The following is a 15,425-nucleotide window of genomic DNA, read 5'->3' on the forward strand; positions in this document are numbered from 1 at the left end:
CCCGCCGGTCCCGATCCCTCCGACCGGGGGTCCCGATCCCGCCGACCCGGGTGCCCGATCCCGCCGACCCGGGGTCCCGATCCCGCTGGCTGAGGTGACGCCATCCCGCTGGCTGAGGTGCCGCGTAGCGGCCTCGAAGCCTAGGAAACGTGAGCTGACAAGGAACGTTTCTTAGGCTTCGAGGCTCGTCGCTGGCGCTCCTCGCACCTCAGCCAGCGGGGAAGGGATCGTCGCTGCGCTCCTCGCACCTCAGCCAGCGGGGAAGGGAGCGTTGCTGCGCTGCTTGGCCCTGCGGCTGGCTGAGGTGACGCCATTCCGCTGGCTGAGGTGCCGCGTAGCGGCCTCGAAGCTTAGGAAACGTGAGCTGGCAAGGCACGTTTCTGAGGCTTCGAGGCTCGTCGCTGCGCTCCTCGCACCTCAGCCAGCGGGGAAGGGATTGTCGCTGCGCGCGTGGCTCTTCGGTTGGCTGAGGTGACGCCATCCCGCTGGCTGAGGTGCCGCGAAGCGGCCTCGAAGCCTAGGAAACGTAGGCTGACAAGGAACGTTTCTGAGGCCTCGAGGCTCGTCGCTGGTCAGGCGGTGACCTCGATCGACGCGGTCAGCTCGCACGCGGAGGTTCCTCCTACGAACAGGTCGATCACCGTCGCGTCCTGCACCCAGCTGCGGGTGACGGTGCTCCAGTAGCGGAGCTGGTCCGGCCCGAGTTCGAACTCGACGTCCACCGAAGCCCCGGCGGGCACGGGTACCCGCTTGAAGCCCTTGAGCTCGCGCACCGGGCGGGTGGAGGTGCCGTAGCGCTGGTGGATGTAGAGCTGAGCCACCTCGTCGGAGTCCACCTCGGAGGTGTTGGTGAGCGTCACTGCGACGGTGGCAGTCTCACCCACGGCGACACTCGACGGCGCCCTCAGGCCCGAGTACTCCACCGTCGCGTAGGTGAGGCCGTGGCCGAACGGGTAGAGCGGGGTGCTTTCCTCGTCCCAGTAGCGCTTGTCCGCCTCCTCTGGCTGGAAGGTGCGGTAGTGCGAGTGCACCATGGGCACCTGGCCCACGTGTCGCGGCCAGGTGAACGGCAGGCGGCCGGCGGGGGAGACGTCGCCGAACAGGACGCGGGCCACCGCGTCGCCGCCGCGCACGCCGGGGTACCAGATCTCGACGATGGCATCGGCGTTCGCGTCGGCCCAGCGGAGGTCCAGCGGGCGGCCCGACATCACGAGCACCACCATCGGCGTGCCGGTGGCGTGGACGCGCTGGAGCAGCTCGAGCTGGCGGCCGGGGAGGTCGAGCGTGGAGACCGAGGCCTTCTCGCCGATCATGTTCTGCGGCTGGCCCACCACCACGACGGCGACCTCGGACTCCGCGGCCAGGGCGACGGCGCGCTCCAGCTCGGCGTCCTCGTCGAAGCCCTCGGGCGTGCTCGGCAGCTCGCCCGCCTCGTGGGCGTCGAACATCGACGGGAACACCCGGGTGGCGACGGCGGTGGCCGGCGCGTACTCGACGCGGGTGGCGTCGCCGGCGCGGCGGCGGATGCCGTCGAGGATGGTCACCGACTCCGATGCGTCGAAGTCGAAGATCCAGGGGCCGAGGATGTCGCGCTGGGAGTCGGCGAGGTCGCCGAGGACCGCGATGGAGGTGGGGGCGGCCAGCGGGAGGGCGCCGTCGTTCTTGAGCAGGACGGCGGTGCGCTCGGCGGCCGCCTGGGCGGCGTCGCGGTGGGTGGGGTCGCCGAGGATGGCGGCACTGGTGGTCTCGTCGACGAAGGGCTGCTCGAACAGGCCGGCCGCGAACTTGGCGGTGAGGACACGGCGGACGGCCAGGTCGATGGTGGCCTCGTCGACCAGCCCGTCGGCCACGGCCTGAGGCAGGCGGGTGTAGGCGGCGTCGAACATGGCCATCTCCATGTCGAGCCCGGCGTAGACGGCGCGGGCGCCGGCGTCGGTGAGGTCCTTGGCGAAGTGCTGGGTCTCGAGCGAGCGCACGGCGTTGGCGTCGGAGACGACGAAGCCATCGAAGCCCAGCTCGTCGCGCAGCATGTCGGTGAGCAGCCAGCGGTTGCCGCTGGCCGGCACGCCGTTGAGGTCCATGTAGGCGCTCATGATGTTCCTGGCGCCGGCGTCGATGGCCGCCTTGAACGGCGGGAAGTAGATGTTGTGCAGCTCCGCATCGGAGATGTCGGAATCCTCGTAGTCGCGCCCGCCGCGGGCCGCGCCGTACCCGGCGAAGTGCTTCGGTCCGGCGATGACGGACTCGGCGCCGCCGTCGCCCTGGAACCCGCGCACCTGCGCGGCCGCGATGGCCCCGCCGAGGCAGGGGTCCTCACCGGCGCCCTCGATGATGCGGCCCCAGCGGGGATCGCGGGCGATGTCCACCATGGGCGCGAACGTCCAGTGGATGCCGGCGGCGCGGGCCTCGCGGGCCGCGACCCGCTGGCCCTTCTCGGCCACCTCGGGGTCCCAGCTGGCCGCGACCGCGATCGGCACCGGGAAGGTGGTCCGCAGCCCGTGGATGACGTCGAAGCCGAAGAGCACCGGGATGCCGTGGCGGTTGCCGGCGATGGCCTTGCGCTGCAGGTGGTTGGCCAGCGCCGCGTTGCGGACGAACAGCAGCGAGCCCACGCGCCCGGCGTCGATCTCCTTGTCCACCAGCTTGGGGAAGTCGACGAACTGGCGCTGCTCCATCGGGAGCGACGACGTGTCCTCGTCCGTGGGCTCCGCGGCCTCGAGCGTGCCGAAGTAGAAGTACTGCGTCAGCTGCCCGGCCTTCTCCTCGAGGGTCAGGCGGCCGAGGAGGTCCTCGACGCGTTCCTCGACGGGGAGGGCAGGGTCGCGGTAGGCGGGGCTGGTGGTCATGGGGATCCTCCGGGTCGACGTCGACGTTCTTAATTCGTAGTGAACAGCATAGTTCAAGTTTGGTCAAGGCTTGACATGAGTGGGGTGAACGGCTCAAGGTTTGGGGTAGGGAAAGATTTGAGGAGGTGGCGATGGCGTCGACCCAATCCAAGCGCGGACCGTACGCGAAGTCCGCGGAGAAGCGCGCCGCCATCGCCAAGGCCGCCTACGAGGTGGTGATGGAGGTGGGGCACCCGCAGCTGACGACGGCGGCGGTCGCGGCCAGGGCGGGGATGCTCGAGCGCACCATGCTCTACCACTTCCCGACGCGTGACCACCTGCTGGTGGCGGCCATCGAGTACTTCGAGGGATTCATCCACGCGGGCGAGGTGCGTGAGGGAGAGGTCCCGCTGGCCCCTCCGGAGGAGTTCCGCGACATCATCGACAACCTCGCCCACAGGTCACCCGGCGAGGACAAGCGCCTCCAGCTGCAGGTGGCGCTCGCGTCGGCCGCGCAGGATCCGGCTCACCCCGCCCATGCGTTCTTCGAGCGCCACTACGAGCGGGTGATGGCGGAGATGGTGGACCTCATGAAGTCCAGGCAGGAGGCGGGCCTGGCGCATCCGGACCGGGACCCCGTGCGGATGGCGCGCCAGTTCGTCGCAGTGTGGGACGGGCTGCAGCAGAGCTGGCTGATCCGTCGCGACTTCGACCTCACCGAGGAGATCACCGAGGCGTTCCGCGAGATCAGCGGCCAGAACGCGATGGAGGCCAGGGCGGCGGTCCAGGACCTCCTCACCCGCATCTGACGCTCCCGTCAGCGCTGGCCGCGGTGCCGCCCCTCCGCCGGTTGAGCCTGGCCTTAAGGAGCGCAGCGACGCGCGCCCGAGTCGAAACCAACGCGAGCTGACAAGGGTGTCTGTGCGCGGTGGCCGATCAGTGGCCGAAGTGGTCGGAGTCCATGAGGTGGTAGTCCGAGCTCCTCAATGCGGTCAGGGTCTGGACCTCGTCGTCGGTCAGGCGCAGATCGAGCGCCGCGAAGTTCTCGGCCAGCCGCTCCCTGTTCGACGACTTGGGGATCGGCAGCAGCCCCTGCTGGATGTGCCACGCGAGGACCGCCTGGGCGGGCGTCGCGTCGTGCGCGTCCGCGACCTCCCAGACCGCCGGATGCCCGATCAGCCCGGTTCCCGCTGCCAGCGGGGCCCACGACTCCGTCACGATCCCGTGCCTGTCGTGAAACGCCCGCTCGGCCGTGCGCTCGGTGAACGGGTTGCACTGGATCTGGTTGACCTCCGGAGCGACCCCCGTCGCGTCGATCAGCCGCTGCAGGTGCTCCGGCTTGAAGTTCGAGGTGCCGATCGCCCTTGTCAGACCGCGCTCGCGGGCCTCGATCAGCCCCTCCCAGGCGCGGATGTAGAGGTCCTGGTCCGGGTTGGGCCAGTGGATGAGGACCAGATCGGCGTACTCGAGGCCGAGCCGGCCGAGGTTGCCCTCCACTCCTGCGACGGCGTCGCCGTGCCACTTCTTGTTGAACTTCGTGGTGACGAACACGTCCTCCCGTGCCAGCCCCGACTCCCGCACCGCCCGTCCGACGCCGGCCTCGTTGCGGTAGTTCTCCGCGGTGTCGACGAGCCGGTATCCGATCTCGAAGGCCGCCAGGCACATGGCGCGGACCTCGTCGTTGTCCAGGGGCCAGGTGCCGGCGCCGATCGCGGGGATGGTGGTTCCGCCGGTCAGGGGGATCGTGGGGGCGAGCGTTGTCATGGCCCCATTCTTGCTGACCTCCGGCGAAAGTCACCCGTCGCCGGCGTCGATGCCCCAGGCGGCAGATAATTGCCCAAGGTCATCCATGCACTACGGCAGTGAGGAGAGACATGACCACCCACGAACACGGCAAGAAGGTGCTGCAGGATCTCCAGGAGCCCGCGAAGGAACTCCGATCCCGCATCCCGGAGGTGTACGCCGGATACTCGGCGATGCACAAGGCGGTCCTCGGGCCCGGCGCACTCGACACCAAGACCAAGGAGCTCATAGCCCTCGCGATCGGAGTGGTGGACAAGTGCGACGGATGCATCGCCAGCCACGCCCGAGGTGCGGCTCGCGCGGGGGCCACCGCCGACGAGGTGGCCGAGGCGCTCGGGGTGGCCATCCTCATGCGTGGGGGCCCAGCGACCGTCTACGGCCCGCGCGCGATGGACGCCTTCCTGGAGTTCCTGGAGTAGCGGCAGAAGTGGGCGCCTTTGTCGAGGCGCCCGACCGACGGGCATCTGGCTACTGCTAGCGTCGGCGCCGTGATCACGCGCGCGCTCGGCATCGTCCTCGGGGTGGCGGCCGACGCCGTGCTCGGGGATCCGGCCCGGCACCACCCCGTCGCGTGGTTCGGGACCTACGCGGGGCGAGTCGAGCGGTCCCTCTACGCCGACGGACACGCACACGGTGCCGCGTTCACCGCCGCGACGGTGGCGCCCGTCCTCGCCGGCGGGGTCGCCATAGAGCGAGCCACGCGCCGACACCCCGTCGCCCACGTCGCCGCGACCGCGCTCGCCACCTGGGCCGTCCTCGGCGCCCGCAGCCTCGCCCGCGAGGGCCGGCTGATGGCCGACCGCCTCGACGACGGCGACTTCGACGGCGCCCGCGCCCGGCTCGGCAACCTCTGCGGCCGCGACCCGGCCGGCCTCGACGAGGCCGAACTCGCCCGCGCCACCGTCGAATCCATGGCGGAGAACACGGCCGACGCCGTGGTCGCGTCGCTGTTCTGGGGCGCCCTCGCCGGCATCCCCGGCCTCCTCGCCCACCGCGTGGTCAACACGCTTGATGCCATGGTCGGGCACCGCAATGACCGCTACGCCCGCTTCGGCACTGCCTCCGCCCGGCTCGACGACGCACTGGACTACCTGCCGGCACGCATCACCGGGGTCCTGGCGTGCGTTACCGCGCCCCTCGTCGGAGGGTCGACGGCGGAGGCGTGGCGGGTGCTGCGCCGCGACGCCCGCAACCACCCCTCGCCCAACGGCGGCTGGTGCGAGGCGGCCTGGGCCGGCGCCCTCGGCGTGCAGCTCGGCGGCCGCAACGTCTACTTCTCGCGGGTCGAGGAGCGGGGCCTGCTCGGCGACGGCCCGCGGCCCCGCGCGGCCGAGGTGCGGAAGGCCGCCCGGCTGGTGGGCGTGGTGACGGCGATGGCGACGGGACTGGCCGCACTGGCAGCAGCAAGGAGACAGAGATGACCGGGATCCTCATCGCGGGGACGTCGTCGGACGCGGGGAAGTCGCTGGTGGTCACCGGTCTCTGCCGCGCCGCCCGCCGTCGTGGGATCGACGTGGTTCCCTTCAAGGCGCAGAACATGAGCAACAACTCGATGGTGTGCGCCGACGGCGCGGAGATCGGTCGTGCGCAGTACCTGCAGGCGATCGCGGCGGGCAAGACCCCGACGTCGGCGATGAACCCTGTGCTGCTCAAGCCCGGCAGCGACCGCCGTTCCTTCGTCGTTCTCCGCGGGCAGCCCGCCGGTGCCCTGGAGGCGGGGGAGTACGCCACGGGTCGTCGCCTGCTGGCCGAGGCCGCGCACGAGGCGTACCGGGAGCTGGCCGCGGCGCACGAGCTGGTGATCTGCGAGGGCGCCGGCTCCCCGGCGGAGATCAACCTCCGCGAGGGTGACTACACCAACATGGGCCTGGCCCGGGCATTTGACCTGCCGGTGGTGCTCGTGAGCGACATCGATCGCGGCGGGGTGCTGGCCTCCATCTACGGCACCTGGGGCCTCCTCGATGATGAGGACCGCGCGCTCCTGGCGGGGTATCTGATCAACAAGTTCCGCGGCGACCAGGCCATCCTCGACCCCGGGCTCACCGAACTCACCCGCCGCTGCGGGCTGCCCTCGTTCGGGGTGCTGCCCTGGCTGACGGGCGTGTGGCTCGACGGCGAGGACGCGCTCGAGGTGGGACGGTGGCGCGGCGACGCCCGGCCCGCCACGCCAGCGGGGAGCGCGACGCTGCGGGTCGCCGTCGTCCGGCTGCCGCGCATCTCCAACGCCACCGACGTCGACGCACTCGCCCAGGAGCCGGGGGTCGACGTCGTGGTGACGACCGACCCTGCGGTGGTGGCGACGGCGGATCTGGCGGTGCTGCCGGGGTCGCGGTCCACGCTGACGGATCTGGCGTGGCTGCGGGAGACGGGGAACGCGGCGGCGATCGAGGCGCGGGCCGAGGTGGGGCAGCCGGTGCTGGGCATCTGTGGCGGCTTCCAGATGCTGACGCGCACCATCACGGACCCGGTCGAGGCAGGCCATCCGGGTGCGGTGCCCGGGCTTGGGCTGCTGCCCGCGGACACGGTGTTCCATCCTGAGAAGGTGCTGGGCCGACCGGCTGGCCGGTGGCGGGGCCACGACGTCGAGGGCTACGTCATCCACCACGGGCGGGTGCGCGTCGATGACGGGCACGAGGAGTTCCTCGAGGGCGTCCGGTCCGGTGCGGTGTGGGGGACGATGTGGCACGGGTCGCTGGAATCCGACGGGTTCCGTCGGGCGTGGCTCGCGGAGGTCGCGGCTGCGGCCGGGATGGGGTGGACGCCGACGGAGGCGCCCGGCTTCGCGGCGCGGCGGGAGTCGATGATCGAGACGGTCGCCGACGGGCTGGAGGCGCACGCCGACCTTGAGGGCCTGTTCCGCCTGGCGCGCTGACGTTCTTCCGGGCTCGTGAACTAGTCGTGCGGCTCTTGTTCCTCCAGGTGCGATCTCGACCGATCTATGGGCTTGAGGACCCAGCTCGAGGAACAGGAACCGCGTATTGCCCCGATAGGCCGCTGACCAGGGCGGACCACGGGCGTAGCCGACCCCAGAACAGGACCCCCTGGGGGCCTCTGACAGACTGACTCCGCGTGCAGGCGACGTCGAGGAACCCGGTGGGAATCCGGGGCGGTGCCGCCACTGTGACCCCGACGGGGGAGTCAGGAACTCGAGCCTGCGCGGCCAACCGTTCGGGCGAGCGATCCCAAGGAGGCCACGGCAGATGTCCGTACCCACCATTCCCCCTATTCCTGCGCGACGACTGATCGGCGTCGGCGTCGGCCCCGGCGACCCTGAGCTGATCACGGTCAAGGCCGTGCGCGCACTGGAGGAGGCGGACGCGATCCTCGTCCCCGCGACCGAGGAGTCCGGCAACGGGCCCGGACGTGCGGAGCGGATCGTCGCGGCGGCCTGCCCCGACGCCGCGACACGGATCATCCGCGTGCCGTTCTCCATGGCCGACAAGTCGGGAGTCTCGCCGCGACGCAAGCAGGCGTGGCTGACCTCCGCCCAGGCCGCCGTCGATGCGTTCGCCGGCGGCGCCGCGACCGTCGCGTTCGCCACCGTCGGTGACCCGAGCGTGTACTCCACGTTCTCCTACCTCGCCGCGCACGTCGTCGAGCAGCTGCCCGACGTGGAGGTCGAGGTGATCCCCGGCATCACCGCGATGCAGGCGCTGGCTGCGGCCAGCCGCACGCCGCTGGTCGAGGGGCAGGAGGTGCTCGCGCTGGTGCCGGTCACGGCCGGGCTGGACCGCCTCCGCGAGGTGCTCGCCGTGGCTGACTCCACCGTCGCCTACAAGGGCGGACGCCGGCTGCCGGAGGTCGCGGAGCTGCTGCGCGGCGAGGACCGCGACGCCATCATGGGTGTGGACGTATCGCTGCCGAACCAGCGCCTCGTCCGCCTCTCGGACCTGGCCGACGGCGAGTCCGCCCCCTACTTCTCCACCGTCCTGGCGGCCCCCAGCCGCGCGACGACGGGGGGCCGGCTGTGACCGGCCGGGTGGTCTTCGTCGGCGCCGGCCCCGGTGCGGCCGACCTCATCACAGTCCGCGGCGCCCGCGTCGTCGCGGAGGCCGACATCATCATTTGGGCCTCCAGCCTGGTCCACCCCGGGATCGTCGCGGGCGCCAAGACCGGCGCGGAGTTGGTCGACTCCGCGTCGGCGTCGCTGGAGGACATCGAGCCCCTCTACCGCCGCGCCCGCGACGAGGGCCTGCTCGTGGCCCGAGTCCACACCGGCGACCCGGCCATCTACGGCGCCACCGCCGAGCAGCGCGACCTCATCCGGAGCCTCGGCCTCGAGTTCGAATCCATCCCGGGCGTCTCCGCCTACTCGGCCGCCGCCGCACGGATGGAGGTGGAGCTCACGGTGCCGGAGGTGTCGCAGAGCCTCGTCCTCACCCGGCTCGAGGGCGGCCGCACCCCGATGCCGCCGCGCGAGACCGTCCGCGGGTTCGCCGCCCACGGCACCACCATGGCGCTCTACCTGTCCGCCGCCCGTAACAAGGCGCTCCAGGAGGAGCTGCTCGCCGGCGGCTATCCGCCCGAGACGCCGTGCATCGTCGGCTACCAGGTGTCCTGGCCCGACGAGCTGATGCTGCGCTGCGAGCTGAGGGACCTGTCTCAGACCATGCGCGAGCACAAGCTGTGGAAGCACACCGTCGTCCTCGTCGGCCCGGCGCTCGCGGAGGGACCGCTCAGCACCCGCAGCCACCTCTACCACCCCGGCTTCCGGCACGAGTACCGCGCGGCCGAACCCGAGGCGCAGGCGGATCTGCGCGCCCACGGCACCCACGGCGTCCTGAAGGAGGACCGATGATCCACGTCCACGGCTACCTCGGCGAGATCTCGCCGGCCACCCGCAGCCTCGCCGGACGGGTCGCCATCGTCGTCGGGGGGCGCCGCCACCTCGACGCCCTCGGCGTGCCAGACGAGCGCCGCGTAGTCCTCGGCGCGCTCAGCCCCGCCGTCGAACGGCTGAAGGTCCTGGCCGCCGGTGAGGAGGCGCTGGTGCTGGCCAGCGGCGACCCGGGCTTCCACGGCATCGTCCGCCGCCTCCGCGAGGAGGGGCTCGACCTCGCGGTGACGCCCGCGGTCAGCTCGGTGGCGGCCGCGTTCGCCGCCGTCGCGCTGCCCTGGGACGACGCCGTCGTGGTCTCCGCCCACGGCCGCCCCGTCGACGACGCCGTGGCGGCGGCCCGGCGGCATCCGAAGGTCGCGGTGTTGACCGGGCCCGGCGCCGGAGTCCGCGAGTTGGCCGCGGCACTCGCTGGGTGGCCGCGGCGCTACGTGGTCGCGGAGCGGCTCGGGGAGCCGGATCAGCGGGTGCGTGAGTTGAGCGCCGATGAGGCCGCCGTCGCGGAGGTGGTGGAGCCGAACGTGGTGCTCATCCTCGACGACTCCGCCCCCGCGGAGCGCGACGGCGACGGGCCGGTGGTCGGGCAGGTCACCAACTCAGCGGCTGCTCGCCGGCACGCCGATGCGATCGACGCCGCCCTCGGCGCGCCGACCCGCCGATACGACGGGCCCGCCGCAGAGGGGCTGGTGCGGGCGTGGCGCGAGTGCGACCTCATCGTCTCCCACCTCGCGCTCGGCGCCACCGCCCGGATCCTGGCCCCGCTGCTCGCGGACAAGAGTCAAGACCCGGGCGTGGTGGTGGTCGACGAGGCGGGCAGGTTCGCGGTCCCGCTCGTGGGCGGACACGCGGGCGGCGCGAACGAACTGGCCAGGCGCATCGCCGAAGCGACGGGGGGCAGGCCGGTGCTCACCACCGCCACCGATGCGCTCAACATCCCCGCCCTCGACACGCTCGGCTGGGCGTACAGCGGTGACGTCGCGGGCGTGACCCGCGCCATCCTCGACGGCCGCCCCGTGCGGGTGGAGAAGTCGCAGCCGTGGCCGCTGCCGCCGCTGCCCGGCAACGTCTCGGCGGACGCGCCTGTCGCCGTCGCGAGGATCGTCGTGACGGACACCGTCGCGCCCCCTGCAGCCTCGACCGTGGTCCTCCACCCGAAGAGCCTCGTCGTCGGGATGGGCTGCAACCGCGGCACCGACGTGGCCCACCTCCGCGACCTCCTCGAACGCACCCTTGCCGACCACGGCCTCGCCCTGGAATCCGTCGCGGCGATCACCACCGTCGACCTCAAGGCCGGCGAGATCGGGCTGCTCCAGCTCGTCAAACACCTTGGCGTGAAGCTGATCGACTACCCGGCCGAGGAGTTGGCCGCTCAGCCGGTGCCGACGCCCAGCGCGATGGTCGAGGGGCACGTCGGCACGCCGTCGGTGGCCGAGGCGTCCGTCCTCGCGCACGGCGCCGAGCTGATCGTCGAGAAGCAGCGCAGCACAGACGCGACGTGCGCCGTCGGCCGCATTTCGGCCCGCGGGAGGCTGAGCGTCGTGGGCCTCGGCCCGGGCGTCCGCGACCTCCTCACTCCGCGCGCCAAGGAGCGCCTGCAGCAGGCCACCTTCGTGGTGGGCTATGGACCGTACGTCAAGCAGATCCGCGACCTCATCCGCCCCGGCGTCCGCGTCATGGCCTCCAAGATGGGCACCGAGGAGGCGCGCACCTCCGCCGCGATCGAGGCCGCCCGCGCCGGGGAGAACGTGGCTCTGGTCTGCGGCGGCGACCCGGCCGTCTACGCCATGGCCAGCCCCGTCCTTGAGCAGGGCACCGACGGGATCGACGTCGACATCGTGCCCGGCGTCACCGCCAGCCTGGCAGTCTCCGCGATCCTCGGGGCCCCCCTCGGCCACGACCACGCCACCATCTCCCTGTCCGACCTGCACACCCCATGGCCGAACATCGAGCGGCGGCTGCAGGGCGCGGCCGTGGGCGATTTCGTGGTCGCGCTCTACAATCCCCGGTCGCGCACCCGCACGGCCCACCTGCCACGCGCGCTGGCGATCCTCGGCGCGCACCGCTCGCCCGATACCCCCGTCGCGGTGGTGCAGCAGGCGTGCCGGCCTCGGCAGAAGGTGATCATGAGCACGCTGGCCGAGTTCCAGCCCGAGTGGGTGGACATGAACTCGCTGGTGGTGGTGGGATCGTCGACGACGAGGTTCGTCACCTCGGGCGGCGGGCGGCGGCTGATCGTCACCCCGCGGGACTACCAGTGGATGCCGGACGCGGTGGAGGAGGTGCAGGCATGAGCGTGCCGCTGATCATCGCGGCCCACGGCACCCGCTTGGGGGAGGGCGTGGCGGAGTGCGAGGAGCTGGCCGGCCTGGTCGCGGAGCGGCTGCCCGGTGTCCCGGTCACGGTCGGCTACGTCGAGCTCGCCGAGCCCACCATCCCCGACGCCCTGGTCGACGCGTTGGCCGACGGCGGGCGCCGCGCTGTCGTCGTGCCGCTCATGCTCGGCGCCGGCGGCCACGTCCGCTCCGACATCCCGCAGTTCATCGCGGAGGCGACGGCGCGGGTGCCGGGCAGCCGCGTGGAGTACGCGCGCCACCTCGGCCCGGAGCCGCGGCTGATCGAGGCCGTCGAGGCGCGGCTGGTGGAGGCGGCGGGGGAGTGGTCCCCGGGGGAGACGACGGTGGTGTTCGTCGGGCGGGGGGCGTTGGTGCCCGAGGCGAACGCTGACCACCTGCGGGTGGCGCGGCTGCTCTACGAGCGGGGCGGGTGGGCCGACGTCGAGGCGGCGTTCATCCAGGTGACGAGACCCTCGCTGCCGGAGGTGCTGGACCGGGCGTACGCGCACGGGGCGCGGCGGATCGTCGTGATGGGGCACTGGCTGTTCGCGGGGCGGCTCAAGGGCTGGACTCGGGAGCAGGCCGCGCAGTGGCAGGGGGCGCACCCGGACGCGGAGGTGCGGGTGGCCGAGGTGATCGGGGCCTGCGCGGCACTGGCCGACGTGGTCGCGGAGCGGTACCGGGAGACGCTGCCGGTGTCGGAGGGCGGGTCGCCGGCCTACCTGGCGGGTCTGATGCTCGGTGGGCGTGACGTGCTCGTCGTCGGGGGCGGAAAGGTGGCCAGCAGGCGGGTGTCGCGGCTGGTGGAGTCGGGGGCCCGGGTGCGGGTGGTGTCGCCCGAGATCACGGATGCGCTGGAGGCGTTGGTCGCGGCGGGGCGGGTGACGTGGCTCGCGCGGGAGTTCGACGACGCTGACCTCGACGGCACCTGGTACGTCATGGCGGCCACAGACTCCCCGGAGGTCAACGCGAGGGTCGCGGAGGGCGCGGAGCTCAGGCACACGTTCTGCGTGCGCGCCGACGACGCCCGCGGCGGGTCCGCGTGGACGCCGGCGACGGCGGAGGTGCGGGGCGTGACGGTCGGCGTGGTGGGGAACCGGGAGCCGCGACGCTCGCGCGATGTCCGCGACGCTATCGTCGCGGCCCTCTCCGATCCGCCTCACTCACCCGAGGCCACCTGACAGTCTCCCCTTTGCGGTGGCCGCATTCAGTGCCGATGATCTGGATCGGCTGATTGCGGCCGCGGAAGACCTGGCCGATCTCGAGGCGGTCCGCGCGGCACGTAGCGAGATCGCCGATGGTGAGTCGGCGATCCCCTGGGACCAGGTCAAGGCCGACCTCGGCCTGGCATGAGCTATCGGATTGAGGTCGCGCCCGCTGCGGTTCGACAGCTACGCAAGCTTGGACCGGGTAGCCCAGCGGCGGGTCCAGGCGGCGATCGAGTTACTGGCGAGCGAACCGCGCCCGAGCGGGGCCAAGAAACTGGTTGGCGGCGGCGACTGGCGTGTCCGGACTGGCGACTACCGGATCGTCTAGCGAGGTCCACGACAACGTGCTGCTCGTCCTTGTCGTTGCCGTCGGCCACGGCCGCGACATCTACCAACGCCGGTAGCCAACTCGCTGTCTTGCCGCCGCGCGGACGGATGAGTCGTCGGGTTCTGCATCGGCGCCGCGGTGGTGATGGCCGCTGTCATCGAGGGTGTCCGCGGTGGCGGGACGCCAGTGCGGGAGTCCACGCTCAGCGGGTGGAGCACGGGGTGCCACTGGGTGCGCGTTTCCGCGCCTGGAAGGTTCGTCACCTGGAGGTGGGCGGTGGCCTTGTCCGCGGAGGAGTGCCGGTAGTGGTGGTTGCCTGGGACCGGGTTGAGCGTGGGGGGCGGCACTGGGGGACCGTCTCCGCGGGGCGGTCCAGCGCGCGATCGAGCGAGCCGTGGCAGGCCGGGCTGAGGGCCCGGTTCTGCGCAATCTTCGCGGGGTGAGGATGGACCGGCACGCGGCCACCCGCCGGCTGAAGCGCCTCGCCGACACCGCTGGGGTCCGCCTGCCGCGGATGCATCCACACATGCTGCGCCACACCTTCGTCACCACGATGCTGGACGCCGGCGTGGACCTGCGTAAGGAGGCGCTCAGCGATCACTGCGGCGTCGACGAGCCCGGCATCGTGGAGTGCCCTGACAAAGTTCAGGTCCTTCTCCCGGTGGGCGCAGAGCTTCGCCACGCACAGGTCTTCCTTGTCCAGGCACCAGCCGATGAACTGCGGCCGTCCCGACGGCGCCGCCGTGTTCACGTTCTGCACGCGAACCAACCGGTCCCGCCATCCCTGTGGCGGAGGGCCACTCGAGCAGGTCCATCACTCGTCTACGTGGTTGGCGGCCGGTGTCGACGACCGCCGCCGCGACTCGGCCGTAGCTCACCGCCACCGCTTCGTCGACTGAGCTTCGGTCTCGCACCGGCAACGGGTCTTCCTGACCTCTCAGTCGGACCTGCCCACTATCGCGCCACCCCGGTCGATGCAGAGCACGTCAACCGCGACGGGGGCGCCTCGCAGGATGGCGGTGGCTTGGTCCCGGGCCGCGGTGGCCACGGCGTCGCCGAGCCGGATGCCTGCAGCGGCGGCCAGGTCGAGCGCCTGCGCGGCGGTGTTCGCTCCACGGATCGACGCGGAGAGCCTCTCGTCAGCACCTGCCTGCATCGCCAGCACGGCCAAGTGGGGAAGGTCGACCTGGGTGCGATGGGAGTGCAGGTCCAGGTGTCCGGCGGCGAGCTTGGTGAGCTTGGCGAACCCGCCGCAGATGGTGAGGCGATCGACCGGGTGCCGGGAGAGGTACTTGAGGACGGCGCCGGCGAAGTCGCCCATGTCCAGCAGCGCCAGCTCCGGAAGCCCGTACAGCTCGGCGACGACGCGCTCCGATGTCGAGCCGGTGCAGGCGGCGAGATGCTGCAGGCCGGCGGCGCGCGCGACGTCGATTCCGCGGCGGATCGAGTCGATCCAGGCTGAGCACGAGTACGGGACGACGACACCGGTGGTGCCCAGGATCGAGATGCCGCCCAGGATGCCGATGCGGGGGTTCCACGTGTGCCGTGCGATGGACTGGCCGTCGTCGACACCGATGGTCACCTCGAGATCGAGGGGGCCGGCGCCGTGCCGCTGCGCCACGGCCGACAGGTTCGCCGCGATCATCGCCCGCGGGGCGGGGTTGATGGCCGGCTCGCCCACTGCGAGCGGGAGTCCGGGGAGCGTCACGGTGCCGACGCCGGGGCCGCCGAGGAACCGCAGCCCCGAGCCGGGCGGGCCGGGCCGCACCCAGGCGCGGACGAGGGCGCCGTGGGTGACGTCGGGGTCGTCACCGGCGTCCTTGGTGACGGCGGCCATCGCGACGCCGTCGGCGAGGTCATCGAGGGTGAGCGCGAACGACGGACGGCGGCCCTGGGGCAGGTCGACCTCCACGGGGTCCGGGAACTCCCCGGTCAGGAGCGCCTGGTAGGCGGCGGTCGCGGCGGCGGTGGCGCAGGCGCCGGTTGTCCAGCCGGGCCGGAGCTTGGAGTCCTCGAGTTGCCCTCGGCGCGCCATCTCAGCGATGGCCTGAGGAGTGGGGCGGCAGGGCAACAGGCACGTGACCCACCGTA

12 protein-coding genes, 1 pseudogene and 1 riboswitch are annotated in these 15,425 nt (G+C 72.1%); of the genes and pseudogenes, 10 read left to right on the plus strand and 3 right to left on the minus strand.

Annotated elements, in window-relative coordinates; translation table 11 throughout:
- Positions 1–572: 572 nt before the first annotated feature.
- On the minus strand, positions 573–2,846 hold the full coding sequence (locus tag ACX1D3_RS05770; RefSeq protein ID WP_458996032.1) for a glycoside hydrolase family 3 N-terminal domain-containing protein: 2,274 nt from the start codon (positions 2,844–2,846) through the stop codon (positions 573–575).
- A 131-nt stretch (positions 2,847–2,977) separates the two neighbouring features.
- Here ACX1D3_RS05770 and ACX1D3_RS05775 point away from each other — a divergent pair, with 131 nt between their 5' ends.
- On the plus strand, positions 2,978–3,634 hold the full coding sequence (locus tag ACX1D3_RS05775) for a TetR/AcrR family transcriptional regulator (RefSeq protein ID WP_458996033.1): 657 nt from the start codon (positions 2,978–2,980) through the stop codon (positions 3,632–3,634).
- Positions 3,635–3,761: 127 nt separating this feature from the next.
- Here ACX1D3_RS05775 and ACX1D3_RS05780 read toward each other — a convergent pair whose 3' ends face one another.
- On the minus strand, positions 3,762–4,589 hold the full coding sequence (locus ACX1D3_RS05780; protein WP_458996034.1) for an aldo/keto reductase: 828 nt from the start codon (positions 4,587–4,589) through the stop codon (positions 3,762–3,764).
- A gap of 110 nt (positions 4,590–4,699) precedes the next feature.
- Between ACX1D3_RS05780 and ACX1D3_RS05785 the strand changes: the two genes are divergently transcribed.
- From ACX1D3_RS05785 to ACX1D3_RS05825, 9 genes and pseudogenes are all read left to right on the plus strand, one after another.
- Positions 4,700–5,047 (plus strand): carboxymuconolactone decarboxylase family protein, encoded by a 348-nt coding sequence (locus ACX1D3_RS05785; protein ID WP_458996035.1) that lies wholly within the window; start codon positions 4,700–4,702, stop codon positions 5,045–5,047.
- A gap of 69 nt (positions 5,048–5,116) precedes the next feature.
- A complete protein-coding gene (locus tag ACX1D3_RS05790; RefSeq protein WP_458996036.1) occupies positions 5,117–6,049 on the plus strand; it encodes a cobalamin biosynthesis protein in 933 nt (310 codons plus the stop codon).
- Positions 6,046–7,500 carry a cobyric acid synthase gene (locus tag ACX1D3_RS05795; protein ID WP_458996037.1) on the plus strand — a complete coding sequence of 485 codons (1,455 nt, stop codon included), beginning with the start codon at positions 6,046–6,048 and terminating at the stop codon, positions 7,498–7,500. Before ACX1D3_RS05790 ends, ACX1D3_RS05795 begins: the two co-directional genes overlap by 4 nt.
- 184 nt (positions 7,501–7,684) lie before the next feature.
- Positions 7,685–7,798, plus strand: a riboswitch (cobalamin riboswitch).
- Positions 7,799–7,828: 30 nt separating this feature from the next.
- Positions 7,829–8,599 (plus strand): precorrin-2 C(20)-methyltransferase, encoded by a 771-nt coding sequence (gene cobI, locus ACX1D3_RS05800; protein WP_458996038.1) that lies wholly within the window; start codon positions 7,829–7,831, stop codon positions 8,597–8,599.
- On the plus strand, positions 8,596–9,426 hold the full coding sequence (gene cobM, locus ACX1D3_RS05805; RefSeq protein ID WP_458996039.1) for a precorrin-4 C(11)-methyltransferase: 831 nt from the start codon (positions 8,596–8,598) through the stop codon (positions 9,424–9,426). The genes cobI and cobM overlap by 4 nt, the downstream gene beginning before the upstream one ends.
- Positions 9,423–11,756, plus strand: coding sequence for a precorrin-3B C(17)-methyltransferase (gene cobJ, locus ACX1D3_RS05810; RefSeq protein ID WP_458996040.1), 2,334 nt, complete (start codon positions 9,423–9,425; stop codon positions 11,754–11,756). The genes cobM and cobJ overlap by 4 nt, the downstream gene beginning before the upstream one ends.
- The gene (locus tag ACX1D3_RS05815) at positions 11,753–12,979 is read left to right on the plus strand and encodes a siroheme synthase domain-containing protein (protein WP_458996041.1); all 1,227 of its coding nucleotides are present in this window, start codon (positions 11,753–11,755) and stop codon (positions 12,977–12,979) included. Before cobJ ends, ACX1D3_RS05815 begins: the two co-directional genes overlap by 4 nt.
- A gap of 16 nt (positions 12,980–12,995) precedes the next feature.
- Positions 12,996–13,151, plus strand: a complete 156-nt coding sequence (locus tag ACX1D3_RS05820; protein ID WP_458996042.1) for a hypothetical protein — start codon at positions 12,996–12,998, stop codon at positions 13,149–13,151.
- A gap of 577 nt (positions 13,152–13,728) precedes the next feature.
- Positions 13,729–13,857 (plus strand): annotated as a pseudogene (locus tag ACX1D3_RS05825) (tyrosine-type recombinase/integrase); the annotation flags it as partial.
- A 414-nt stretch (positions 13,858–14,271) separates the two neighbouring features.
- On the opposite strand, the gene ACX1D3_RS05830 reads toward ACX1D3_RS05825, so the two are convergent.
- Positions 14,272–15,369: a cobalt-precorrin-5B (C(1))-methyltransferase gene (locus ACX1D3_RS05830; protein WP_458996043.1), complete on the minus strand. Its 1,098-nt coding sequence runs from the start codon at positions 15,367–15,369 to the stop codon at positions 14,272–14,274.
- Positions 15,370–15,425: the final 56 nt, after the last annotated feature.

It is taken from the genome of Tessaracoccus yangjingae (genome assembly GCF_054483935.1).